Origin of the sequence: Streptomyces sp. NPDC006339 (assembly GCF_040612775.1) — a bacterium.
Classification (GTDB): Bacteria; Actinomycetota; Actinomycetes; order Streptomycetales; family Streptomycetaceae; genus Streptomyces.
In genome coordinates, this window is sequence record NZ_JBEXQW010000001.1 from 176622 (window position 1) to 199938 (window position 23317).

The 23317-nt window shown below is 73.4% G+C and carries 20 protein-coding genes; 6 read left to right on the top strand and 14 right to left on the bottom strand.

The annotated features are described in order from the left end of the window. Window positions 1-10: 10 nt before the first annotated feature. The gene (locus ABZ135_RS00840) at window positions 11-1057 is read left to right on the top strand and encodes a glycosyltransferase (RefSeq protein ID WP_356690368.1); all 1047 of its coding nucleotides are present in this window, start codon (window positions 11-13) and stop codon (window positions 1055-1057) included. Between the two features lie 42 nt (window positions 1058-1099). Then, window positions 1100-1708: an acyltransferase gene (locus tag ABZ135_RS00845; protein ID WP_356690370.1), complete on the top strand. Its 609-nt coding sequence runs from the start codon at window positions 1100-1102 to the stop codon at window positions 1706-1708. On the opposite strand, the gene ABZ135_RS00850 is transcribed toward ABZ135_RS00845, so the two are convergent. Next, window positions 1683-2372: a Wzz/FepE/Etk N-terminal domain-containing protein gene (locus tag ABZ135_RS00850; RefSeq protein WP_356690372.1), complete on the bottom strand. Its 690-nt coding sequence runs from the start codon at window positions 2370-2372 to the stop codon at window positions 1683-1685. The two genes, ABZ135_RS00845 and ABZ135_RS00850, sit on opposite strands and share 26 nt — an antisense overlap. A gap of 44 nt (window positions 2373-2416) precedes the next feature. On the opposite strand from ABZ135_RS00850, the gene ABZ135_RS00855 reads away from it, so the two are divergent. Together ABZ135_RS00855 and ABZ135_RS00860 are read left to right on the top strand one after the other, a co-directional pair. Beyond that, window positions 2417-4468, top strand: a complete 2052-nt coding sequence (locus ABZ135_RS00855; RefSeq protein WP_356690374.1) for an O-antigen ligase family protein — start codon at window positions 2417-2419, stop codon at window positions 4466-4468. After that, window positions 4465-5409, top strand: a complete 945-nt coding sequence (locus ABZ135_RS00860; protein ID WP_356690376.1) for a glycosyltransferase family 2 protein — start codon at window positions 4465-4467, stop codon at window positions 5407-5409. The genes ABZ135_RS00855 and ABZ135_RS00860 overlap by 4 nt, the downstream gene beginning before the upstream one ends. Here the strand turns inward: ABZ135_RS00860 and ABZ135_RS00865 are convergent. The 9 genes from ABZ135_RS00865 to ABZ135_RS00905 form a co-directional block, all read right to left on the bottom strand. Next, window positions 5388-6179 (bottom strand): glycosyltransferase family 2 protein, encoded by a 792-nt coding sequence (locus ABZ135_RS00865; RefSeq protein WP_356690378.1) that lies wholly within the window; start codon window positions 6177-6179, stop codon window positions 5388-5390. The two genes, ABZ135_RS00860 and ABZ135_RS00865, sit on opposite strands and share 22 nt — an antisense overlap. Next, window positions 6172-6858: a class I SAM-dependent methyltransferase gene (locus tag ABZ135_RS00870; protein WP_356690380.1), complete on the bottom strand. Its 687-nt coding sequence runs from the start codon at window positions 6856-6858 to the stop codon at window positions 6172-6174. Before ABZ135_RS00870 ends, ABZ135_RS00865 begins: the two co-directional genes overlap by 8 nt. Window positions 6859-6994: 136 nt before the next feature. After that, window positions 6995-8041: a hypothetical protein gene (locus ABZ135_RS00875; RefSeq protein WP_356690382.1), complete on the bottom strand. Its 1047-nt coding sequence runs from the start codon at window positions 8039-8041 to the stop codon at window positions 6995-6997. Between the two features lies 1 nt (window position 8042). Next, window positions 8043-9626: an oligosaccharide flippase family protein gene (locus ABZ135_RS00880; protein ID WP_356690384.1), complete on the bottom strand. Its 1584-nt coding sequence runs from the start codon at window positions 9624-9626 to the stop codon at window positions 8043-8045. A 14-nt stretch (window positions 9627-9640) separates the two neighbouring features. Beyond that, complete coding sequence (locus ABZ135_RS00885; RefSeq protein ID WP_356690386.1) at window positions 9641-10432, bottom strand: chain length determinant protein; 792 nt, start codon at window positions 10430-10432, stop codon at window positions 9641-9643. 114 nt (window positions 10433-10546) lie between these two features. Continuing rightward, complete coding sequence (gene wecB / locus ABZ135_RS00890) at window positions 10547-11650, bottom strand: UDP-N-acetylglucosamine 2-epimerase (non-hydrolyzing) (protein WP_356690388.1); 1104 nt, start codon at window positions 11648-11650, stop codon at window positions 10547-10549. A gap of 4 nt (window positions 11651-11654) precedes the next feature. After that, entirely contained in the window at window positions 11655-12911 is a 1257-nt protein-coding gene (locus ABZ135_RS00895) for a nucleotide sugar dehydrogenase (RefSeq protein ID WP_356690390.1), read from the bottom strand. Next, entirely contained in the window at window positions 12911-13693 is a 783-nt protein-coding gene (locus tag ABZ135_RS00900) for a WecB/TagA/CpsF family glycosyltransferase (protein WP_356690392.1), read from the bottom strand. The genes ABZ135_RS00895 and ABZ135_RS00900 overlap by 1 nt, the downstream gene beginning before the upstream one ends. Next, window positions 13690-14877, bottom strand: coding sequence for a hypothetical protein (locus tag ABZ135_RS00905; RefSeq protein ID WP_356690394.1), 1188 nt, complete (start codon window positions 14875-14877; stop codon window positions 13690-13692). Before ABZ135_RS00905 ends, ABZ135_RS00900 begins: the two co-directional genes overlap by 4 nt. 605 nt (window positions 14878-15482) lie before the next feature. Here ABZ135_RS00905 and ABZ135_RS00910 point away from each other — a divergent pair. Beyond that, window positions 15483-16796 (top strand): MFS transporter, encoded by a 1314-nt coding sequence (locus ABZ135_RS00910; RefSeq protein ID WP_356690396.1) that lies wholly within the window; start codon window positions 15483-15485, stop codon window positions 16794-16796. Next, the gene (locus tag ABZ135_RS00915) at window positions 16793-17833 is read left to right on the top strand and encodes a TolB-like translocation protein (RefSeq protein WP_356690398.1); all 1041 of its coding nucleotides are present in this window, start codon (window positions 16793-16795) and stop codon (window positions 17831-17833) included. Before ABZ135_RS00910 ends, ABZ135_RS00915 begins: the two co-directional genes overlap by 4 nt. Window positions 17834-18078: 245 nt before the next feature. On the opposite strand, the gene ABZ135_RS00920 is transcribed toward ABZ135_RS00915, so the two are convergent. The 4 genes from ABZ135_RS00920 to ABZ135_RS00935 all read right to left on the bottom strand — a co-directional run bounded on the left by ABZ135_RS00920 (window position 18079) and on the right by ABZ135_RS00935 (window position 22942). Then, on the bottom strand, window positions 18079-19032 hold the full coding sequence (locus ABZ135_RS00920) for a MurR/RpiR family transcriptional regulator (RefSeq protein WP_356690400.1): 954 nt from the start codon (window positions 19030-19032) through the stop codon (window positions 18079-18081). A 106-nt stretch (window positions 19033-19138) separates the two neighbouring features. Next, entirely contained in the window at window positions 19139-20689 is a 1551-nt protein-coding gene (locus ABZ135_RS00925) for a carboxylesterase family protein (protein ID WP_356690402.1), read from the bottom strand. Window positions 20690-20805: 116 nt separating this feature from the next. Continuing rightward, a complete protein-coding gene (locus ABZ135_RS00930; RefSeq protein ID WP_356690404.1) occupies window positions 20806-21507 on the bottom strand; it encodes a helix-turn-helix transcriptional regulator in 702 nt (233 codons plus the stop codon). Between the two features lie 61 nt (window positions 21508-21568). After that, complete coding sequence (locus tag ABZ135_RS00935) at window positions 21569-22942, bottom strand: nucleobase:cation symporter-2 family protein (protein WP_356690406.1); 1374 nt, start codon at window positions 22940-22942, stop codon at window positions 21569-21571. Window positions 22943-23317 lie beyond the last annotated feature (375 nt).

Genomic DNA, 23317 nt, shown 5'->3' on the forward strand with positions numbered 1-23317 from the left:
AACGCAGCACATGAGCTCAGTCAGCGTCGTCATCCCCTGCTACAAGTACGGCCACTTCCTGGCCGACTGCGTACGCAGCGTGCTCGACGAACAGCCCGGCCTCGACGTGCGGGTCCTGATCATCGACGACGCGTCGCCCGACGACTCGGCGGAGGTGGCCGCGAAGCTGGCCGCCTCCGACCCGAGGATCGAGGTACGGGTCCACGCGACCAACAAGGGCCACATCGCCACGTACAACGAGGGCCTGCTGGAGTGGGCGGACGGCGACTACGTCGTCCTGCTCTCCGCCGACGACCGGCTGGTGCCGGGGGCCCTCGTCCGGGCCGTCGCCCTGCTCGACGCCCATCCGGAGGTCGGCTTCTGCTACGGCAGGCCGCTGCACTTCCGGCACGGCGGGCCGCTGCCGGCGGCCCGCACCCGGAGCACCGGCTCCGTGGTCTATCCCGGTCACTGGTGGCTGGAGCGGCGCTTCCGCGAGGGCACGGGCTGCATCACCTCGCCCGAGGTGGTGGTCCGCACCGCCCTCCAGCGGAAGGTCGGCGGCTACGACCCGGAGCTCCCGCACGCCGGCGACATCGAGATGTGGATGCGGCTCGCCGCCCACGCGGACGTCGGCTATGTGCGCGGGGCCGACCAGGCGTACTACCGGGTGCACGGCGACAACATGTCCACCACCGACTTCGGCGGGCAGCTCGACGACATCCGGCAGCGGCGGGCCGCCTTCGACGCCGTCCTCACCAAGTGCGCCGACCGGCTGCCGCAGGCCGACCGGCTGGCCGCCCTGGTGCACACCCGCCTGGCCCGCCACGCGCTGCGGCGGGCGTACCGGGCCTACGACCGGGGGCGTACGGACGTCGTGCCGGTCGACGACCTGGTGGCCTTCGCCCGCGCGTGCCGGCCCGACCTGGAGTCGCTGCCGGAGTACCGGGCGCTGCGGCTGCGGCAGCGGATCGGGGCGCGGACCATGCCGTACCTCCAGCCGCTGGTGCTCTCGGCGGTGGCCGACCGGGCCCGCGAGTGGCTGTGGTGGCGGTCGTGGAAGCGCCGTGGGATCTGAGCACCCCTCCCCCTCCCGTACCCGACGAGGAAAGGCACGACAGTGAACCACCGGATCCAGCCCACCGCCCAGGTCGACGAGAAGGCCCTCGTCGGGGCCGGCAGCAGTGTGTGGGAGCTCGCCCAGATCCGCGAGGACGCCCGCCTCGGCGCGAACTGCGTGGTGGGCCGGGGCGCCTATGTCGGCCCCGGCGTCGTCATCGGGGACAACTGCAAGCTGCAGAACCACGCCCTGGTGTACGAGCCCGCGGTGCTCGGCGACGGCGTGTTCATCGGTCCCGCGGCGGTCCTCACCAACGACCACAACCCGCGGGCGGTGGCCCCGGACGGGCGGCTGAAGCGGGGCGGCGACTGGGAGCCGGTGGCCGTCCGGGTCGGCGACGGGGCCGCGATCGGCGCCCGCGCGGTGTGCGTGGCGCCGGTGACCATCGGCCGCTGGGCGCTGGTCGCGGCCGGTTCGGTGGTGACCTCCGACGTGCCCGACTTCGCCCTGGTGATGGGTGTCCCGGCCCGCCGGGCGGGCTGGGTCGGCCGGGCGGGCGTCCGGCTGACCGCGCACGCGGAGCGGCCGGGCCTGTGGGAGTGCCCGGAGACCGGCGAGCTGTACGAGGAGCGGGACGGCCGTCTCACGGAGTACGGTGCGGCGCACTGACCCCCGGGGCGGGCCCGGGCCCGAGGCCGGGTCCGGGTCGGCGGCGGCGGCGCGCCGTCGCGTACCGCTCCGTCCAGAGCACCGCCGTCACGCCCGCGAGGGTGCCGAGCAGCCCCACCCCGGCCAGGGCGCGGGTCCGGTTGGGGGGCAGGGCGACCGTGCCGGGGCGGTTGACCAGGTCGACGGTGAGCATCGCCGTGGCCGGCACCCGCTGTTCGCTCTGGAGCGCCTTCAGGTGGCGGCCGTAGACCGCGATGATCGTCTGCACCACCCGGTCGGCGTCCTCGGGCGCGGACTGCTCGGCCTCGACCTGCAGGGTGGGGATCGAGTAGTACGGGGTGGCGCTGGTGCCGCTGTTGCGGGGGGTGAGCCGGTAGGTGCCGTGCACCCCGGCCTCGCGCAACTCGGCCCGCCCGGCAGGGGAGTCGAGCCGTTGGACGACCGCGTAGGAGACCATGGCCAGCGAGGGCTGGAGGTTGGTGAGCTGGTTGGGCTGGTTGTCGGTGCGCGGCGGCTTCACCACGAGCACCGCGGAGCTCTGGTAGCGCGGCGCGGGCCGCAGCGCGGGGTAGCAGGCGGCCGCGGTGAGGAGCGCGGCGAGCACCAGGACGTACCAGCGGCGCCGCAGCAGGCGGGCGAGTCCCTCGGGGGTCAGTGGTTCCATCGACACCGATACTGGCAGCACGGAGGGGAACCGGGGGAGGGTTCGTGAGCATCGCCGAGATCTTCCGCGTGCTGGCCCGGCGCTGGTACGCGATGGTGCCGCTGACCCTGCTGAGTCTGGTCGCGGGCGGCTACCTCTACACGACGGTTCCGGTGACGTACGAGTCGCAGAGCCAGCTCGCCCTGCTCAACTCCAGCCGGGTGGCCCGGCCCGCGCCCAGCTACGGCAACCCGCTGGCGTACGCGAGCGGTTCGCTGATCGGCACGGCCGATGTGCTGATCCGGGCGCTCCAGTCGCCGGAGACGGTGGTGGTGCTGCGCGGCCACGGGGTCACCGACGAGTACGCGGTCGACTTCGCCGCCCAGGCGGAGGGGCCGCTGCTGACCCTGACGGTCAAGGGCGAGGACCGGGACAGGGTCCTGGAGCAGACGCGGACGATCACGGACTACGCCGCCGAGCAGCTCCAGGCCCTCCAGCAGCAGGCCCGGGTGCCGGACGGCTACTACGTGCGGTCGGCCCGGATCGTGCCGCCGCAGAAGCCGGTGTCGCAGCCCAAGTCCCGCTACCAGAAGGTGGCGGCGGTCGTCGTCTTCGGTGTCACCGCGGCCTTCGTGCTGTCCTTCGTGGTGGAGGCGTGGGCGGCGGCCCGCCGCCGGGCGCGGGGCCTGCCCGTCTGCCACGCCGCTCCCCCGGTGCCCCGGCCCGGCGCGGGGCGGGTGCGCCGGCTGCTGACCCGGCCGCTGGACGCGACCGCGGTCCTCACCGGTTATCTGGCGCTCGCGCTGTTCCTGCCGTCGAACCTGGCGCTGCCCGCGCTCGGCGGCGCGGGCACCCCGGCGAACGTGTACGCGCTGCTCGGTCTCTTCTGGTACCTGGCGACCTGGTGCTGCGGCCGGATCGCCCCGGCTCCCGGCACCCGCTCGATGCGCACGGTGATCCTGGTGCTGGCCCTGACCGTCCTGGTCTCGTACGTGGCGAACCAGGACCGGATCAGCTCCCAGAAGGAGATCCTGGCCGCCGACCGGGGTCTGATCGTGCTGCTCGTGTGGGTGTCGCTGATCGTGCTGACAACGGCCGGGATCCAGGACCGGCAGCGGCTCGACGTGCTGCTGCGCCGCCTGGTCGTGATGGGCTCGGTGGTGGCGGCGCTGGGTCTGTACGACTTCGTCACCGGCACCAACATCGCGGACTCGCTGCGCATCCCGGGCCTTAACTCCAGCGTGGCGAGCGTCGCCGTCCTCGACCGCGGCTCCTTCACCCGGCCCCGGTCGCTCACCGCCCATCCGCTGGAGTTCAGCGGGATGCTGGCGATCCTGCTGCCGTTCGCGATCTGGTACGCCTTCGACCCGGCGCGGCGGCACCTCGGAAGGTTCAAGCGGTGGGCGCCGGTGGTCCTCCTCGGGGGCGGGCTGCCGCTGACGGTGTCGCGGACCTCGATCATCGGGATCCTGGTCGTCGTGCTCGTCATGGTGCCCCGCTGGAAGCCCGAGCGGCGCTGGGCGGCCATCGGCATCCTGTTCGGGGCGGTGGCGCTGTTCAAGGTCCTGGTGCCGGGCCTGATCGGCACGATCACGGGACTGTTCTCGGGCAGTCTCAACAACGCCGACAGCAGCACCCAGGCCAGGACCATCAAGTACCCGAAGATTTATGAGTACTTCGTGCAGGATCCGCTCTTCGGCCGGGGCTTCGGCACCTTCACCCCGGAGCGCTACTTCTTCACCGACAACCAGTACCTGCTCACGCTCGCCGAGCTGGGCGCGCTCGGCGCCGCCTGTCTGCTGCTCCTCGGTCTCTCCGGCGTGCACAACGGCGGCGCGATCCGCCGGCTCGCCCGCTCCGAGTCGGACCGGGAGCTGGGGCAGGCGTTCTTCGCCTCGGCGATGGTGGCCCTGGTGGTGAGCGCCACCTTCGACACTCTGAGCTTCCCGATGTTCGCGGGGGTGTTCTTCCTGCTCATCGGCGCCGGCGGGAGCTGTCTCGGCTTCGTACGGCGCGAGGCGGCGGGGCAGCCGGCGGCCGGCGCCGAGGCCCTGCCCCCGACGCCCGCGCCGGCCGCCCGTACGCCCGACTCCTCTCGTCTCGTGGAGACCCGATGAACCGTCAAGAACCCCGAGCCGTCGGCCCGGTGGTCGTCCTCGTCGTCACCTGGAACAGCGCGAAGGTGCTGCCGGGCTTCCTCGACGCGCTGCCCGCGGGCATGAAGGGGCTCGACTGGCGGCTCGTCGTCGCCGACAACGCCTCCTCGGACGACACCGTCGCCGTGGTCCGCGCGCACGCCCCCGAGGCCACCGTCGTGGAGACCGGCCGCAACGGCGGCTACGCCTTCGGCGTCAACGCGGCCCTGCGCGCGGCGGCGGCGGACGACGACGGGTACCGGGCCGTGCTGATCTGCAACCCGGACATCCGGATGGGCGAGGGCTGCGCGCAGACGCTGGTGGAGGCCCTGGGCACGCCGCTGCCGGACGGCGGCCGGGTCGGGATCGCGGTGCCGCTCCTGTACGAGGAGGACGGCGGCCTGATCCACTCGCTGCGGCGTGAGGCGAGCCTGACCCGGGCGCTCGGCGAGGCCGTCCTCGGCAACCGCAGGGCCGGCCGGTTCCCGCGCTGGAGCGAGCTGGTCACCGCCCCGGCCGCCTACGCGGCCCGGACGCGCGCGGACTGGGCCACCGGCGCCCTGATGGCGCTGTCCCGGGAGTGCGTGGACGCCTGCGGGCCGTGGGACGAGTCCTTCTTCCTCTACTCGGAGGAGACGGAGTACTGCCTGCGGGCCCGGGACCTGGGCCTCGCGACCCGACTGGAGCCGGCGGCGCGGGCGACCCATCTGGGCGGCGACTCACGGGTCTCGCCGCGCCTGTGGTCGCTGCTCGTCGTGAACCGGGTGCGGCTCTACCGGCGCCGCCACGGCCTGGCCGCCACCGCGGCCTTCCGCGGGGCGGTGCTGCTGCGGGAGCTGTCCCGGGCGGCGCTCGGCCGGGAGCCGGCGCGGGCCGCGGTCGGGGCGCTGCTGCGCGGGCCTCAGTCCCGCCACGAGGTGTAGAAGCTGGCCGGGTTGACCAGATAGCGCACCGTGGGCCGGGGCAGGTGGACCACGCGGTGGGTGCGGGCGTAGCGGCGGATCAGCTCCCAGTCCTCCCGGGGCAGCACCTCGGGGGTGCGCCGCAGCCTGCTGAAGTGCAGGGCCGGGGTGCGCCGGGCGACGAAGGCGTTGGTGTCGAGGAATGCCTCGTGGGCGGCCCTGCGCCGGTCGAAGGGCACCGACAGGACGTCCATGTCGGTGCCGTCGGGCCGTACCCTCCGCAGCGCCGTGTAGACGCCGTCGGGGCCGCCCGGGGCCTCCAGGGCGGTGAGCGCCTCCTGAAGGTGGTCGGGCTCCCACAGGTTGTCGTCGTCGAGGAAGGCGACGTACGCCGAGGAGGTGAGTCGGATGCCGATGTTGCGCACGACGCCCGCCACTCCGGTGTTGCGGGCCAGCGACACGGCGAACAGACGCTCGTCGGCGGGGAGTTCGGGCAGCCCGGCGCCGTCGTCGACGACGATGACGACCTGGTCGCGCACGGTCTGCTCCAGGGCGGAGCGCACGGCCCGCAGCAGCGCCTCGGGCCGCCGGTGGGTCGCGATGACGGTCGCGACCCGTGCCGAGGGCCGCCGGCCCAGGAGCCGGGCGAGCCGGGCGGTCTCGGCGTCCTCGAAGCGGCGCAGCCGCCGGGCGGTCGGGGCGAGCAGGACCTTGTTGCGCAGTTCGTGGAGGACGAGCCAGCCGAAGAGCCGCTTCAGCAGCGCCCAGGGGCCCTTGAGCAGGCTACGCACGCGCCGTGTCGCGCACGGGCGCCTTGGTGCGCACGGCCGTCAGCGACTTGGTGAGTCCGGCGACCCGCTCGCTGAGGATGACGGAGCGGGGGAAGAGATGGCGCATCTCGGCGCGGGTGAGCAGCTCGATGTTGATGACCGCGTCCATGCCCTCCTCCGGGGTGGCCGGGCGGCTGTGGGTGAGCGGCCAGTGCCGGACCAGCTTGGCCTGGGCGGCCAGCGGCAGGAACTGGAAGCCGGGCGCGAGGAAGTGCGGCTCCACCGGGAAGTAGCGGTAGGGGGTCTGGACCCAGTGCAGCGGGGCCAGTTGCTCGATGGCGGCGACGAAGCGGCGCCGCTGGCTGGGGCCGCCCACGTGCTCGATGGTGGAGTTGGAGACCACGAGGTCGAAGGTGCCCAGTTTGGCGGGGATCTCGGGGTCGGTCACGTCGGCGATCTCGGCGGTGATCCAGTCGGGCAGCTCGGCCGGGTGCGCCTCCAGGTTGACCAGGTGCACGTGCTGCGGCCGGAGCGGGGAGCGGAGCCAGTTCTCGGCGGTGCCGCCGAGGTCCACCACCCGCATGTCCTCGATGCGGGGGAAGCAGGACCGGAACCGCTCCCAGCGGGCCGCGCGGAACCGTTCGCCGAGGGAGTCGGGCGCGTCGACGAAACGATCGCGGAGGGCACGGATGCCGGACATCGCATCAACCACCTGGGGTTCGAAGGAGGCGGGGTGGAGGGTGGATCGCGGTCAACCGTAGTCGGGGAGGAGGGGCGGGATCAGGCGAATGCCCGGAACGCGGCCTCGCACTTGGCGGGGCCGCGCCGCCCGGCCCTCAGTTCGGCGGCGGCGGTACGACGGGGGTGCCGTCGGCCATCCGGTTGCCGCGCCAGACGTTGCCCGTGCCGGTGGGGTTCCAGTAGGCGACGGCGCCGTACTTGCCGCCCGCCGGGTAGTACTGGGGCGAGAAGACGTTGTCGGTGACCTCGATCCCGGAGGAGTCCTTGCCGCCGGCGTAGAGCGTGTAGGCGCCGCCGGCCAGCCAGTTGTCGTCGACGACCGTCTGCGTGACGGGTGCGCTGTCGGCGAAGAGGCCGATGGCGGCGGAGGCGCCCTGCTCGACGGGGGTCGGGTTGAGCAGCGTGTTGTGGCGGATGATCAGCTTGCCCTTGCCGCCGCCGTTGCTGATGACGGCGTTGGTGTGCTGCCACTCCCCGTCGAGGTTCTTGAAGGGGGTGATGTCGTGGACGTAGTTGTCGTGCAGGTGGCCCTGCCCCATAGACAGGGCGTCGCCGAAGACGGAGATGTCGCAGTGGCCGACCTCGACCGAGCTGGTGCTCATGTTGGAGACCGCGTAGTCCGATCCGCCGTTGTTGGGGCCCTTGCCGGGCACGGCGGTGATGGTGGTGTACAGCACGCGCAGTCCGGAGTAGCCGGGGCGCAGGTTGATGCCCCACCAGTTGGTGGAGGTGATGCGGCTGTCGATGACGGTGACGTTGTCGGCGTAGATGTCGAGGGAGCCGGTGATGTCCCAGCCCCGGATGACGGTGCCGTCGGTGCGGATGGCCGCGTTGCCGGTGCTCTGCGGGGTCAGGGTGGAGATCCGCGGGCCGGTGGTGGTGTCGTCGGGATAGCCGCAGTCCCGGGGGCGCGCGCAGCCCCGGGGCGCGGGCGCCTTGCCGTCGGACCTGTCGGTGCCGGGCGCCGGCGAACCGTCGGCGCCGGGCGCGGTGATGGCGCGGGAGTCGCACAGGGCGGCGCCGCCGAGGCAGAGCGCCTTCTGGCCCAGCCCGGTGAAGGTGAACAGGGAGAAGAGCAGGACGGCGCTCAGCAGCGCCGCCCCGAGGACCTTGCGGCGGCCGGGTCGGGCCAGGGGACTCACCTCATCGCTCTCGGGCCGGGTCGGCCGGCCGCTTCTGCGCCGGTACGGAGGGGACGGCGAGCCCGCCGTCCCGGGCGGGCAGCTCGTGCCCCGCGGGCGGACGGTCGGCCGCCGGCTCGTCCGCCCGGCTCCGGCGCCGCCGGGCGAGTGTGCCGCGCACCAGTCTGCGCCCGGGCAGCACGCACAGGCCGTATCCCACGAGGCCGATGACACACGTGGCGCCCAGGGCGGCGATCCCCTCCCCCAGGTGCTGCCGGAGCAGGACGACGACGACCGCCATGACGGCGCCGCCGAGCACCGGCCGCAGGCAGACCCGGGCGAGCGCCCGGACCGCGATGCCGCCGCGCCGCAGGGCCAGCAGGAAGGCGGGCAGGACGACCGCTCCGGCGACGGCGACGTGGCCGGCGCCGACCGTCTCGATGCCCCCGGCGCGGGCCGCGAGGATCAGCACCGGGACGAGGGTCACCAGCCAGAGTCCCTGGATGAGCAGGAGCGAGCGGCGCCTGCCGACGGCGACGAGGCAGTCGTACGTGAGCTCGGCGGCGATCCGGGCGAGGCCGAGGGCCATCAGCCAGGGCAGCGCTTCGGCGGCGGGCCGCCACTTCGCGCCGTAGACGAGCTCCACGAGGGGTCCGGCGAGCGCGCCGAGCAGCACGCAGGCGGGCACGGTGGCGGTCATCAGGGCGCCCAGCGCCCGCGCGAAGCCCTCGGAGAGGGCCCGGGGGGTGCCGGCGAGGCGGGAGAAGCCCGCGAAGGAGACCCGGCGGGCGGTCTCGGAGATGACCCGGACCGGCCAGCCGGCCATGTTGAAGGCGAGCATGTAGTAGCCGAGGGCCACGTTGCCGAGGACGGCGCCGACGATCATCGCGTCCGCGTTGACCACGGCCAGGGACAGCAGGCTGGCGCCGGCCAGTGGCAGTCCGAACCGGAGCAGGGCCCTGGCCTGTGCGGTGTCCCAGCCGAAGCGGAGGAAGCCGGGGGCGGCGAGCGCGCAGCCGGCGAGGGCGACCACGTTGCCGGCGACGGCGCCGCAGGCGAAGCTCATGGCGCCCCAGCCCTGGAGGGCGAGGACCAGGGTCACGGCGGTGCTGACGACGAAGTTGAGGGCGTCGACGACCATGCGGCGGCCCTGGCGGAACTCGCGGGTGAGGACGCCGGCGGGGACCTGGGAGAGGCCGTCGAGGACCAGACAGAGGCACATCACGCGCAGCACGGCGGTGGCCTCGTCGGAGCCGAGGAGCCCGGCGACGGCCGGGGCGGAGGCGAAGAGGAGCAGGTAGAGCAGGCCGCTGGAGAGGGCGCCGAGGGTGAGGACGGTGGGCGCGAACCGCCGTACGTCGCCCTCCCAGCGCACGATGGCGAGGGTGACGCCGAGTTCGTTGGCGGACAGCAGGACCATGAGGACGGTCTGCGCGACGCCGTAGACGCCCCAGGCGGCCGGGTCGAGGACGTAGCGCACGAGGAAGATGCCGGTGGCGAAGTTCCCGAGCCGCATCACCATGGTGTTGATCAGGCTCCACCGGGTCGCCGAGCGGACCTTGGTCCCTAAAGTCGCCCGGTCGGCGGGTGCGGTCTCGGTCTCCACGGCGCGGCCCCTCGTCACTTCACCCAGGACGGCGGCCGTTTGGCGGGCCGCCGCTCGGCGACGGGCAGGACGGGGAGCGGGACGGTGGGCTGGTCGGGCTGCCGCCCCGGCTCGGCGGGGGGCGGGTCGGCGTCAGGCTCCGGCCCCGCCTCGGGGGTCGGCTCGGTCTCGGGGGCCGGTTCGGGGTCCTGCCGGTGCCGTGCCGGGGTCCGGGCCCGGCGGCGCGCCTCCGCGAAGAAGGTGGCCACGAGGCTGAGAACGATGCCGAGGCCGGCGCCCATGATCACGTACTGGATCTTGGACTTGAGCTGGGCCTCGGGGTTCTGCGGCGGGACGATCGTGGTGATCCGGATCATGGCGTCCGACGGCACCGCCTGCTCCGCCTGGAGGTCCGTCAGGCGCTGGGCGGTGAAGGCCATCAGCGTCCTGTTGCCCTGGAGGACCGCCGTCCGGTCCTCACCGGTGACGGTGAGCCAGAGCAGCGGCCCCTGGGCGTTGTCCGCGATCTTGGCCTCGTACTTCAGGGTGAGACCCTGCTTCTTCAACTCGGCCTTGGACGCGTCGGAGTTGACGTTGCGGGCGAGGCTGTCGGCCATGCCGGTCAGCGAGGGCTCCATGCTGAGGAAGGGATTGCCGTCGGCCGCCGCGCCCTTGCGGGAGTTGAGCATGGCGACGGTGCTCTGCGACGCGTACGAGACGGGCACGAGCAGCCACGCGCCCGCCACGAGCCCGGCGGTGAGCAGCAGTCCGGGCACGAGGACGTACCACCGCCGGCACATGACCCGGAAGATCTCTGCGAGGTCCATGGCGTTCCCCCTTGCGCGCCCCCGTGTGGCGGCTGTTCAACTGCCGTCCCGCTGACGAGGATAGGGGGGATCGCGTCGGGGTGTGAGCCGTTCGCGATCACCACGCCCTGCGGTTCAGCGGTGGTCGGTGGGCCGGGGGCGGGTGCCGGCGGTGCCTCCTCCCAGCAGGACGTCCGCGATGCGCTCGCCCGCCTTTCCGTCCCAGAGCGCGGGGCGGCGCGGCGGGGGCGGAGCGTCGAGGAGCCGCAGCGCGGTGGCGACGATCCGGTCGGGGTCGCGGCCGGCGAGGACGTTGGTGCCCTGCTCGACGGTGATCGGCCGCTCGGTGTTGTCCCGGAGGGTGACGCAGGGGACGCCGAGGGCGGTGGTCTCCTCCTGGACGCCTCCGGAGTCGGTGAGCACGATCCGCGCGCCCGCCTGGAGGGCGATGAAGTCCAGGTAGCCGGCGGGCGGGACGAGCCGGATACCGCCGGGCACGCCGAGGGCGTGCAGCTTCTCGGCGGCCCGGGGGTGGACGGGCAGGACGAGCGGGCAGTGGGCGGCGACCTCGCCGAGTCCCTTGAGGAGGCCGGCGAGGACCTCGGGGTCGTCGACGTTGGCGGGCCGGTGGAGGGTGACGAGACCGTACGCGCCGTCCCCGAGGCCGAGAGCGGCGAGGGCCCCGGACCGGAGGGCCCGTTCCCGGTTGGCGAACAGGGTGTCGATCATGACGTTGCCGACGACATGGATCTGGTCGTCGTGGTAGCCCTCGGCGCGCAGGTTTTCGCCGGCGTCGTGGGAGGGGGCGAGGAGGTAGTCGCTGATCCGGTCGGTGGCGACCCGGTTGACCTCCTCGGGCATGGACCAGTCGCGGCTGCGCAGTCCCGCCTCCACATGGGCGAGCAGCGGGCCGGCCTTGGCCGTGACCAGGGCGCAGGCCAGGGTGGAGTTGACGTCGCCGACCACGACCACGAGGTCGGGGGCGCTTTCCTCGACGAGCGGTTCGAAGGCGGCCATAACCCGCCCGGTCTGGGTGGCGTGGCTGCCGGAGCCCACGCCGAGGAAGTGGTCGGGCGGGCGCAGGCCGAGGTCGCGGAAGAAGACGTCGTTCATGGCGGGGTCGTAGTGCTGTCCGGTGTGGACGAGAATCACCTCCGCGTCCCTGGCCTCCAGGGCGTCCATCACCGGTTTGATCTTCATGTAGTTGGGTCGCGCGCCGGCGACGCAGAGGATCCGCATGGGGTCAGAGCACCTCGATCCGGGGACCGCTCAGCCGGCGCCGGCAGTCGAGTACGTAGTCGGCGTGGGCCTCGACGAGCCCGTAGTCGAAGGCGTCGTGGTCGGTGAGCAGCACGACCGCGTCGGCCGCGGTGAGCTCCTCCTCGGTGAGGTCGACCCGCGCGAGCCGCTGGTCGACCCGGTGGCCCTCGACCACGTGCGGGTCGGCGGCCCTGACCTCTGCGCCCATGTCGAGCAGGAGTTGGGAGATGCGCAGCGCGGGCGACTCGCGGGCGTCGCCGGTGTTCTTCTTGTAGGCGAGGCCGAGAAGCAGGATCCGGGAGCCGTTGACGGCCCGCTTGCGGGTGTTGAAGGCGCTGACCAGCCGCCGGGTGACGTAGTCGGGCATGTGGTTGTTGATGTCGTTGGCGAGTTCGACGAAGCGGAAGCTCTGGCCGAGTTCGCGCTGGACGCGCCAGGAGAGGTAGGAGGGGTCGATGGGCAGGCAGTGGCCGCCGACGCCGGGTCCAGGGGTGAAGCGCATGAAGCCGAAGGGCTTGCTGGAGGCGGCGTCGATGGCCTGCCACACGTCGATGTCGAGGTGCCGGGCGAACATGGCGATCTCGTTGACGAGAGCGATGTTGACGTGCCGGAAGGTGTTCTCCAGGAGTTTGGCGAGCTCGGCCTCCTTGGGCGAGCCGACCGGGACGGTGGTGTCGACGAGTCCGTCGTAGAACTCGCGCACGGCCGTGAGGGAGGCGGCGTCCACGCCGGAGACGACCTTGGGGGTCTGCTCGAAGCCCCAGACCGGGTTGCCGGGGTCGATCCGCTCGGGGCTGTAGCCGAGGTGGAAGTCGGCCCCGGCGACGAGTCCCGAGCCTTCTTCGAGGAGGGGGCCGAACAGCTCCTGGGTGGTGCCGGGGTAGGTGGTGGACTCCAGGATCACGGTGGCCCCGGGGCGCAGATAGCGGGCGAGGGCGCGGGCCGAGTCCTCGATGTAGCGCAGGTCCGGGGCGCCCTCGTGCAGCGGTGTCGGCACGGTGACGACGGCGACGTCGAAGCCGCCGCAGTCGCGTACGGCGTCGCTCGCCCGGTATCTCCCGGCCTCGGCCGCGGCGCGGATGCGTTCCGAGGAGACGTCCTCGACGTACGACTCGCCGGCGGTGAGGCTCTTGACCCGCTCGGCGTCCACGTCGTAGCCGATGACCTCGTGGCCGACCTCGGCGGCCCGGATGGCGAGCGGCAGGCCGACGTATCCCTGTCCCACGACGACGACACGCATCACGACTTCCCCCTGGTCACGGTGCTGGCGGTGCTGACGGTCGGCGTACGGCGGAGCAGCTCCCGTCCTGTCATCAGGGCGAAGGAGACGTTGGTGGTGAGGTAGCGGCGGCCGAGGCGGCGTGGTTCCTGGAGGGCGCGGTAGAGCCATTCGAGGCCGAGCCGCTGCCAGCGCTCGGGGGCGCGGCGGGTGACGCCGGCCAGGATGTCGAAGGAGCCGCCGACGCCGTGCACGAGGGCAACCTTGCTGCGCTCGCCGTATCCGGCGGTGAAGATCTCCTTCTTGGGCGAGGTCATGCCGAGGAACAGCATGTGGGCGCCGCTGGCCGCGATGGCGTCGGCGATCTCGGGCTGCCGGTCGTCGTCGAAGTAGCCGTTCCTGCTTCCGGCGACGCGCAGGCGGGGGAAGCGGGCGGCGACCCGGCGGAGCATCTTCTCCAGGACGTCCTGCCGGGCGCCGAGGAAGTAGACGGAGAGCCCTTCGCGCTCGGCCTCGGCGAGCAGTCGCATGAAGAGGTCGATGCCGGCGACGCGTTCGGGCAGGGGGCGGCGCAGCAGCCGGCCGGCCCACACGACGGCCTGTCCGTCGGCGAGGACGAGGTCGCAGCCGGTGACGGCGCGGGCGAGGGCGGGGTCGCGGCGCATGGTGACCAGCTTGGCGGCGTTGACGACGCCTATCTCCAGTCGTTCGCCCGCGCGGACGGCGTCGAGGCAGCGGGCCACGGTCTGGTCCATGGTGAGGGCGTCGAGCGTGACGCCGAACAGGTTTTGACGTGTCGTCATGAGCCGTTCGCCTCCCCGTCGTCGGTGTCGTGGAGGGCGCCCAGCCAGGCGAAGAGCATCCAGCCGAACTCGTACGGGCGGCATTCGCGGTCGACCGCGGTGGGGCGGAACACGGCGTCGAGCGGACCGAGCCGGAGCCCGGGGAGGACGCGGGTGGTGAGGCCGCGGGCGGCGCGCACCGCCTTCTTCGGGTCGCCGCGGTGGACCTTGCGCCAGGTGACGCCGAGGTCGTCGAGGATCATCGGTTCGGCCGCGCCGGCGCGGGCGAGTTCGGGGACCTCGGTCATCCAGCGCAGGCCGCGGCGGATCGGCTCGGCGAAGTCGGTGCCGCCGGCCTCGGCGAGGTCGAGCAGGGCGGTGGGGGCCATGGCGTGCTGGTGCACGCTGTAGACCGGGTAGCCCTCGACGACGGTGCCGCGCCGGGCGTCGTAGTGCCACCACCACTGTCCGCCGTCGCCCTGGAGGGAGCAGACGCGGGTGGCGCAGGCGTCGGCGGCGGCCAGGGCCTCGGGGTCGTGGCCGGTGGCGTGGGCGCGGGCGAGGGCCTGGAGGGGGTAGGTCTGGTCGGCGAAGCAGCCGATGTGGGCGCGGTACCAGGGGTTCAGGCCCGGTCCGGTGGCGTGCGGGAAGAGGGGGCCGCCGTCGATCCGGGCGCGCAGCAGCCGGTCGCGGGCGGCGGTGAGGCGGTCCTCCACGTCCAGGGTGCCGCGGGCGGCGGCGAGGGCGGAGAGCACCCAGGCGGCCTCGACGGTGTAGTGGGGCCGGCCGGGCGGGTCGAGGGCGGTGACCCGGTCGAGGGCGTCGGAGAGCTTCGGGTGCCGGGTCTCGGCCGCGGCCCAGGCGACGAGGGCGGCGTCGCCGAGGTTGCGCACCCCGGGAAGCCGCTCGATCAGCAGGCCGGTGAACTCCTCGGCGGTGCGTCCGCCGAGCACGGCGCGCTGCCGGTCGGCGGGCAGGAAGCGGGCGCCGAGGGCGGTGATGGCGGCGTAGCGGAGGCTGGTGCCGCGCTGTTCGAGGCTCCAGGGGCGCGCGCCTGTGCGGTCGCCCGTGGCGCGGGCGGCCCGGGTGAAGACGAAGCCGGTGCCGTCCGGCAGGAGCATCCGCGGGAGTCCGCGCTCGGCCACCGTGAGCAGGCGGGTGGCGAGGTCGTGGAGCGGACGGTCGGCTCGGGCCAGCTTTCTCATCCGTGAACTGCGTGGATCTTCGGGTGTGTTGGCAGGACGAACGGACACACCCACCCCCCTCGGGTCGGTCCGGACCAGAGCGGCTGGTCCGGGTCGGCTGATACGGAAAGGCGGAACGGAACGGCAAAGCGATACGCAACGGAAGGGCGGTACGGCGCTCCGCGGCACGGCGCGGCGCGGCAACGGAACGGCACGGCGCAGCGCAGGACGGAATCGCGGCACCCTGGTGGGATGCCGCCCCGCGTGCCGGGCGCGGTTATCCGGCGGACGCCCGGTTCCCGGGCAGCCCGGAGCGCGGTAGGACCCGGGCCTCACGACCCCGGGCGCGATGAGCATGATGAGAAGGACAGTCGGCGTCGAAGCGTCGGCGCTTCCGCCTCCTGCCGGTGAAACCCCCCACGGACACCCCCTGCGCACAGCGCGAACGTTGTGCTCAACTCGCAGCGTACAAGGGGAAGATAGGCGCACAACACGGTGACGATGAGCCCTTTCGCGGAATTGGTGGCAAGCGGTCGCGAAGCCGCACCGATCGCGCCGTTCCGGCGGACCTCCGGCGTTACAGTGGGCGCGCGTCCACCGTTCACGGCAGTGGGGGGTCCTCGACTGTGTACCTGGCCGATCGCTCCGCCCCGCGCGGGACGACCGCCGCGCCCGACCGCGTCCGCGGCACGGTCCGGGCGGTGTCCCCGACCGTTCTGGCGCTCGGCACGGTCAGCCTGGTCACGGACGTCTCGACGGAGATGGTCACGGCCGTGCTGCCGCTGTACCTGGTGGTGGGGCTCGGGCTCAGTCCGCTGGGCTTCGGCGTGCTCGACGGCGTGCAGAACGGCGTGAGCGCGCTGGTGCAGCTCACCGGCGGCCATCTGGCGGACCGGGTGCGGAACCACAAGCTGGTGGCGGGGATCGGGTACGGCCTGTCGGCGCTGTGCAAGCCGCTGCTGCTGGTGCCCCATCTCGGCGCCCTGGGCGCGGCCCTCGCGCTCGACCGTACGGGCAAGGGCCTGCGCACCGCCCCCCGGGACGCGCTGATCTCGCTGTCCGCCCCGCCGGAGCGGCAGGGCCGGGCCTTCGGCGTCCACCGGGCGATGGACACGACGGGGGCGCTGCTCGGCCCGATCGTCGCCTTCCTCATCCTCGGTGCGGCCGCGGGGGGTTACGACGCGGTGTTCGCCGTCAGCGGGTGTGTGGCGGCGCTCGGCGTGCTGGTCCTGGTGCTTTTCGTACCGAGCGGAAGGAAGTCCGCGGGCGGTGGCGGAAAGACGGCGGAAGTCCCCGCGGCCGCAGAGGCCCGGGAGGAACGGGTCGATCTGCGGGCCGCGTTCGGGCTGCTGCGCGCCGGGCGGCTGCGGGCGCTGTTCGCCTGCGCGGTGCTGCTCGGCCTGACCACGGTCAGCGACGCCTTCCTCTATCTCCTGGTGCAACGCCGCACGGGGATCGACGAGCAGGTGTTCCCTCTGCTTCCGCTCGGCACGGCGGCGGTGTTCCTGCTGCTCGCCCTGCCGGCCGGGCGGCTCGCCGACCGGGTGGGCCGCCGCGCGGTCTTCCTCGCCGGGCACGCCGGACTGCTGCTCGCCTACGCCCTGCTGCTCTGGGCGCCGGCCACGCCCGCCCTGCCGTATCTGGTCCTGCTGCTGCACGGGCTGTTCTACGCCGCCACCGACGGCGTGCTGCCCGCGGCGGTCGCCGCCGTGGTGCCGGCGCGACTGCGGGCCAGCGGCATCGCCCTGGTCGGCACCGGTCAGGCCCTGGCCCGTTTCTGCTGCTCCCTGGCCTTCGGTGCCGCGTGGGCCGTGTGGGGCGACGGCCCGGCGCTCGCCGCGGCGGCCGCGGGCCTCGCCTGCTGCGCGGCCGTCGCGGGCGCCGTCCTGCGCCCCGCCCCGCCCACGCGCCCCGCGCGCCTCACGGAAGATCCACGATGACCCTCACTCCGCTGCGCCGCCTGCTGATCCTGGCCGCCGGGGTCCTGCTCCTCGCCGGCGTCGGCACCTGGTCGGTCCTCTCGGCCGCCGAGCGGGCCGCTGAGGAGAACCGGCCCCGGCCGGGCGGGCCGGCCTTCGCGCGCGGGACGGTCACCCTGGACGAGCCCGGCCGCCTGGTCTTCCGCAACACGGCCGCGGGGCCCCACCGCGACCGGCTCGTGTCGGTCCCGGCCGCCGCCCCGGCCGGCGCGACCCGCACGGCGTCGGACGTGAGCTGTCTGCGCTTCCACGCGGCGGCCGGCACCGGCGTCTGCCTCCAGTCCACCAGCGTCCTCGGCCGCCCGTCCTACCGCGCCCTCGTCCTGGACGCGCGGTTGCGCACGCTCAGGACCTATCCCCTGGCCGGCATCCCGAGCCGCGCCCGGATCTCCCCCAGCGGCCGGCTGGCCGCCTGGACCGTCTTCGTCAAGGGCGAGTCGTACGGCACCGCCTTCTTCTCCACCCGCACGGCGATCCTCGACACCCGCGGCTGGCGACTCAGCCCGAACCTGGAGGAGTTCGCGGTGGTGCTCGACGGCCGCCCGTACCGGAACCGGGACGTCAACTTCTGGGGCGTCACCTTCGCGGCCGACGACGACACCTTCTACGCGACCCTGAGCACCCGCGAGCAGACCTATCTGGTCCGCGGCTCCCTCGCGGCGCGTACGGTCACGACCCTGACCCGCAACGTCGAGTGCCCCTCGCTCTCGCCGGACGGCACCCGTGTCGCGTACAAGAAGCGGGTCCTCGGCACGGCCGCGCTCTGGCGGGAACACGTCCTCGACCTGCGCACCCTGAGGTCGACGCCGCTGGCCGAGCGCCGCAGCGTGGACGACCAGGCGGTGTGGCTGGACGACCGGACCCTGGCCTACGCGCTCCCGGCCCAGACCGGCGCGCGCACCGACGACGTGTGGACCGTCCCGGCCGACGGCGGGGGAACGCCCCGCCTCCTTCTGAACGGTGCCCTGGCCCCGCCGGCACCGCCCGAGGGCCGCTGAGGTGGCGGCTCCGGCCCAGGGGTTGACCGGAGCCGCCACAGTGCACACGCGCGAAGCGCGGTGCGTGCCGTTCACACACGAGGGCCGTCTGAGGAGGAGGGGGCGACCCTGAGGTGTTCTGCGCGGGCCCGTGCGGGCGCTCTCAGTAAATATACTTACTGCCGAGAAAGCAAGAGAATGAAAATTTTCATGCATGCGGAATCCATGGCGCACCCTCCTCCGCATCCGGAAGACGAGGGTCCGGGCTAGTCGTCCAGGAAGAAGTCGTGCTGGTCGGCCGCCTGCTCGTATTTCTCCAGGCGGGTCTGCGTGCGCTCCGGATCCGCGTCCGCCATGGCCTGGAGGATCGCCGCGGACAGCACGCCCGGCGCCGCGTACGAGTCGAAGACGAGCCGGGACCCGGTGCCCGCCGAGAACACCACGTCGGCCTCGTCGACGAGCGGGCCGAACGCCAGGTCGGTGATCAGCGCGACCCGCAGCCCGGCGGCGCGGGCGGCGCGCACGACGGCGAGGGTCTCCTTGGCGTGCCGGGGCATCGCGAAGGCCAGCACCCAGGTGCCGCCGGCCTCGCGCGCCTGGAGCAGTCCGTCGTAGGCGACGCTGCCGCCGCGCGTCACCACCCGGACGTCCGGGTGGATGCGCCGTGCGGCGTAGGCGAAGTACTCGGCGAGGGAGACCGAGATCCGCAGGCCGAGGACGGTGAGCGGGACGGACCGGGCGAGCTCGCGGCCGATGTCGAGGATGCGGTCGGGGTCGGCGAAGACCCCGCGTCGCAGGGCCGTGAGGTTCTCGATCTCGGCGTCGACGGCCGACTGGAGCTCGTTGCGCAGCCGCCCCTCGCCCTCGCTCTCGCCGGGAGCCCCGGCGACCGCGCTGAGCGCGATCGGCTGGAGTGCCTCCCGCAGCGCCGGATAGCCGCTGAAGCCCAGCGACGCGGCGAACCGGGTCACGGACGGCTGGCTGACGCCCACCCGCTCGGCGAGCTCGGTGATGGACAGGAACGCGGCCTCGGTGAGGTGGTCGGTCAGGAACTGGGCGATGCGGCGCTGGCCCGGCGAGAGCCGGTGTCCGCCGAAGAGGGCCCGCACCCGCTCGGCGGGTGACCCCGCCTCCGCCTCGGCCTCGGCCTCCGCGTCCATCGCGCGTCGGCCGGGGGTGATCGCGGCCGCCTGTGCGCGCGCCTGCTGCCCAGATGGCACCGGGTGCCTCCTTCTCGTCTCGCTGCTGCCCAAGATAGTTCACGGCCCGGGGCGGCCCGGGTGCGAGACGCCGAGGGGGCGTGCGGGTCCGGCGGGCGTCCGCCGGTCAGGGGTGCAGGAGGGGAAGTGGCACCTCGGACCAGAGGGCGCGCGGAATGGTGGGAAGGTCGCCGGAGTCGCTCTCCTCCGTACGCCAGACGTGGGCCCGGAGCGGGTCGTCGTCGCCCACCGCCGGCCAGCCCGGGTCTCCGGTGGCGGCGAAGTCCGCCCAGGCGCGCACCATGCGGGCGGCCAGTTCCCGGTCCTGGGCGGTGGGTGCGCCGCCGATGAGGAAGGCCAGGCGCTCGTCGTCGAGAGTGCCGAAGGCGAAGGGGATGTCGGCGCAGTGCCAGGCGTGGACGGCTCCGTTCGGGCCGGTGCGCCGCCGGTCGAAACGTGACAGGAAGGCGCGGCCGCCGGCTCCGGCGTGGCGTTCGGCGAGCCGGTTGCCGTACTCGCCGAACAGCAGGTCGCCGTAGAGGGCGAGATAGACGTCGAGGACCGGGGCGTCGGGCATGGCGGTGCGACAGCCGGCCACCAGGTCGTCCGGGAGGTCGAAGTCGCGGGCGAAGCGGGCCAGTTGTGCCTCGGTGGTGATCTTCGCGCTGCTGCCGACGGCGTCGAGCAGCCGGTACTCCTCCGTGGTGTGGCAGACCAGCACGTCCACGTCCGTGGTGAGGCCGTCCGTCATCCCGGTGAGCGGGTCGGTCGGCAGGACGTCGCCGTCGAGGACGGGTGCGTAGAGCGTGGGGTCGTAGTGGCGGGATCCGGCGTCGGGGTCGCGGCGGTAGCGGTCGACCACGCGGTCGGAGGCGTCGACGAGGGCCTCGGGCTTCATGGAGGCAAGGCCCTCGGGGGTGGCGGGGCAGCCGGCCTCGGCGGCGATCTCCCGGGTGGTCGCCGCGGCGGTCTCCGGCGTGTAGCAGGGGCTGGCCGGGCTGTGCAGGACGGCGCGGTGGAAGAGGCCGCGGGCCCGGTCCATGACCATCAGGCAGGCGGCCGAGGCGGCCCCGGAGGACTGCCCGGCGACGGTGACGTTGCCGGGGTCGCCCCCGAAGGCGGCGATGTTGTCCCGCACCCAGCGCAGGGCCGCGACTTGGTCGAGCAGACCCCGGTTGTCCGGATACGCGGTCGCTCCGCCGGCCGGGACGTGCCCGAAGCCCTCGAAGCCGAGCCGGTAGTTGAGGGTGACCACGACGAGTCCGGCGCGGGCCAGTACCGTGCCGTCGAAGTCCGGCTGGGCCGACGAGCCGAAGGTGTAGGCCCCGCCGTGGATCCAGACGAGGACCGGCAGGCGCCGGCCGCCGCCCCGGGCCGGGACCGGAGTCGAGGCCGGAGCCGGGGCCGGAGTCGGGGCCGGGGTCCAGACGTTGACGGTGAGGATGTCCTCGTCGCCGGGCGACCACGCGGGCGCGCCGGGCAGTTCGGCCGACTGCGGGGAGACCGGTCCGAAGAGCGTGCCGTCCCGCACTCCGGTCCACGCCGCCGCCGGGCGGGGCTCCCGGAAGCGGTTCGGGCCGAAGGGCGGGGCGGCGTACGGGATGCCGAGGACGGCGACGACGTCGTCGGCGGCCCGGAACCCTCGGACCGCACCGTTCTCCGTCGTGAAGATGTCCATGGAGACTGCCTCTCGCTCACGCGCCGATCGCCCCTGGTCGGGCCGGGGTTCAGCTTCGCATCGCGTGGCACGCCGAGACCAACACCAAGATCACCACGATTGACGCACCGCCGATGTCAATGCGGTGCGTCGTGACCGACGAGACGGAGGAAACGGTCCGGGAGCGCGTTCAGCCACTCGGTCCGTTCCGCGGCGATCTCCTTCAGCCGGGCCTGGTCGCTGCGGGCGACGAGATGGCCCATGTAGCGCTCGTTGAAGCGGGCGTACTCCTGGTGCAGGGTGCGCAGCGCCCGCGCCACCGTCCGCTCGGGTGCGCCGACGAGCCGCGCGAGCGGGCCGGTGTGCTGTTTCCACCGCCCTTCGACGGCCTGCCGGAGGAGGCCGTCGAGGGCGCCGGCCCGGCCGATGACGCCGAGGAGTTCCTCCGATTCGAGGCCCAGGGCGTCCGCGAGCAGCATCGTCTGCCGGTCGGTGCCGCGCCAGCGGTGCTCGCTCTCGGCGCGGGCGTAGTCGTGCGGGTCCATGCCGATGCGCCGGGCCAGCCGCTCGGCGGTGAACTGCCGGGCGAGTCGGTGCTCGCGGAGCGAGCGCGGAGTCAGGTCCATGAGCACGGGGACCGGGCACCACAGTGCGTCGGCCAGCGCGAAGAGCTCGGTCTCCGACGGCGGCAGCGCCCCGGACTCCCAGGCGAGGAGGGCCTGCACCGGACGGTGGAGACCGAGCTGCGCCATGGCGGCCACGGCCTGTTCGGGGGTCAGGCCGATGCGGAGGCGGGCGGCCCGGGCCTGGACGGGTGAGAACGGCGGGTGGGAGGACACGTGCGGATCACCTCGGTGGGCGGCTGCGCGGAGCGACGGCCTCCGCGCGGCGGGGGCGGGGTCAGCGGGCCGTGCGGGCCTGCGGCCCCGTCCCGTCGTCGTGGGCCAGGCTGTCCCAGTCGATGTCCTCCCGCTTGCGGCGGCTCTCGAAGACGTGGAAGAACAGGTTCAGCAGGACCGCCGTCAGCGTGCCGAGGGTGATGCCGCTGCCGAGGACGGCGCGCACCTCGGTGGGCATGCGCTCGAAGAAGGGCGCGACGGTCGTCGGGAGCATGGCGGCGCCGAGGCTGACGGCCAGGATGATGGCGTTGCGTTCCTCCCGGAGGTCGACCCGGCCGAGGATCTGGATGCCGACGGTGGCGACCATGCCGAACATCGCGACGGCCGCCGCGCCGAGGACGGGGTGCGGGACGGAGGCCACCACGGCGCCCGCCTTCGGCACCAGGCCGAGGAGGATCATGAAGACGCCGGCCGCGACCACGACGAACCGGCTGGTCACGCGGGAGATCCGGACCAGACCGATGTTCTCGGCGAAGGCCACGTACGGGAAGGAGTTGAACACCCCGCCGAGGGCGGTGGCCAGGCCGTCGGCCCGCAGCGCGCGGCCGACCGTCTCGCCGTCGACCTCCCGCCCGGTGATCTCGCCCATGGCGTACACGTCTCCGGTGGTCTCCACCATGGTGATGAGCATGACGACGACCATGGCCAGCATCGGGAAGAGCGAGAAGTGCGGCAGCCCGTAGTGGAAGGGGCTGCTGACGCCGAGCCAGTCGGCCTGGTCGACCGCCCCGAGGTCGGTGTCGCCGAGCAGCCAGGCGGCCGCGGTGCCGCCCACCAGCCCGAGCAGGACGGCGATGCTGCGCAGGAACGGCCCGCCGAACCGGATGACCAGCAGGATGAAGCCGAGGGTTCCGCCCGCGTAGGCGAGGTTGACCGGGTCCCCGTAGTGGGGGCCGTCGACCAGGGCCGAGCCGCCGCCGACGTTCTCCAGCGCCACGGGGATGAGCACGATGCCGATGACCGTGAGCAGGGTGCCGGTGACGATCGGAGGGAAGTACGCGGTGAGCCGGGCGGCGAAGGGGGCGAAGAGGAAGGCGGCGACGCCGCCCGTGATGACGGCGCCGTACACGACGAGGAGGCCGGCGGTGCCGCCGCCCGCGCCCTGGCCGATGGCGATCATCGGGGAGACGGCGGTGAAGGTGGCGCCCTGGACGAGCGGCAGTCGTGCTCCGATCCGCCAGAAGCCCCACGCCTGGATGATGGTGGCGATGCCCGCGGTGACCAGGTCCGCGTTGATGAGGTAGACGAGTTCCTGCCGCGAGAGGCCGAGGCTGGTGCCCAGGATCACCGGGACGAGCACCGCACCGGCGTAGAACGCCAGGACGTGCTGGAATCCGTAGAGCGCGAGGGCGGGGAGCGGAAGTACCTCATCCACCGGGTGCGGGGTGGTGGCGGGTCGTCGCCGCGAGGCCAGTGGTGCCATCTCTGCCTTGCCTTGAAGTAGGTGAACGTGAGGTAGGTGAATGAGAGGTGGGGAGAGGGGCGCGACGCCACGTCGCGCGGGAGCGCCTCGAAGGAGGGGTCCGGGCGGCCGCGCGGATCGGGCGGTTCACCGGCTGGCGGCACGGGGTTACCGGTGCGCGGCCAGGCGTCCAGACAGGGAGGCGTGGGGAGGCCGGGGCGAACGGCCCGGGCCGGAGACAGATCTTTGCGGACGGACGGGCCGCAACGCAAGAAGAGCGGCATGGTTTTTTAAGTAAAACGCCTCGGTAACTTAGGAATCGATGGCCGCGGAGCACGCCGGATGCGG

Excerpts from the sequence above, each read along its gene's own strand:
- ABZ135_RS00925 (WP_356690402.1), bottom strand. The coding sequence starts at position 20,689 with ATGGACATCTTCACGACGGAGAACGGTGCGGTCCGAGGGTTCCGGGCC.
- ABZ135_RS00840 (WP_356690368.1), top strand. The coding sequence starts at position 11 with ATGAGCTCAGTCAGCGTCGTCATCCCCTGCTACAAGTACGGCCACTTC.
- ABZ135_RS00850 (WP_356690372.1), bottom strand. The coding sequence starts at position 2,372 with ATGGAACCACTGACCCCCGAGGGACTCGCCCGCCTGCTGCGGCGCCGC.
- ABZ135_RS00915 (WP_356690398.1), top strand. The coding sequence starts at position 16,793 with ATGACCCTCACTCCGCTGCGCCGCCTGCTGATCCTGGCCGCCGGGGTC.
- ABZ135_RS00860 (WP_356690376.1), top strand. The coding sequence starts at position 4,465 with ATGAACCGTCAAGAACCCCGAGCCGTCGGCCCGGTGGTCGTCCTCGTC.
- wecB (WP_356690388.1), bottom strand. The coding sequence starts at position 11,650 with ATGCGGATCCTCTGCGTCGCCGGCGCGCGACCCAACTACATGAAGATC.
- ABZ135_RS00900 (WP_356690392.1), bottom strand. The coding sequence starts at position 13,693 with ATGACGACACGTCAAAACCTGTTCGGCGTCACGCTCGACGCCCTCACC.
- ABZ135_RS00895 (WP_356690390.1), bottom strand. The coding sequence starts at position 12,911 with ATGCGTGTCGTCGTCGTGGGACAGGGATACGTCGGCCTGCCGCTCGCC.
- ABZ135_RS00885 (WP_356690386.1), bottom strand. The coding sequence starts at position 10,432 with ATGGACCTCGCAGAGATCTTCCGGGTCATGTGCCGGCGGTGGTACGTC.
- ABZ135_RS00905 (WP_356690394.1), bottom strand. The coding sequence starts at position 14,877 with ATGAGAAAGCTGGCCCGAGCCGACCGTCCGCTCCACGACCTCGCCACC.
- ABZ135_RS00870 (WP_356690380.1), bottom strand. The coding sequence starts at position 6,858 with ATGTCCGGCATCCGTGCCCTCCGCGATCGTTTCGTCGACGCGCCCGAC.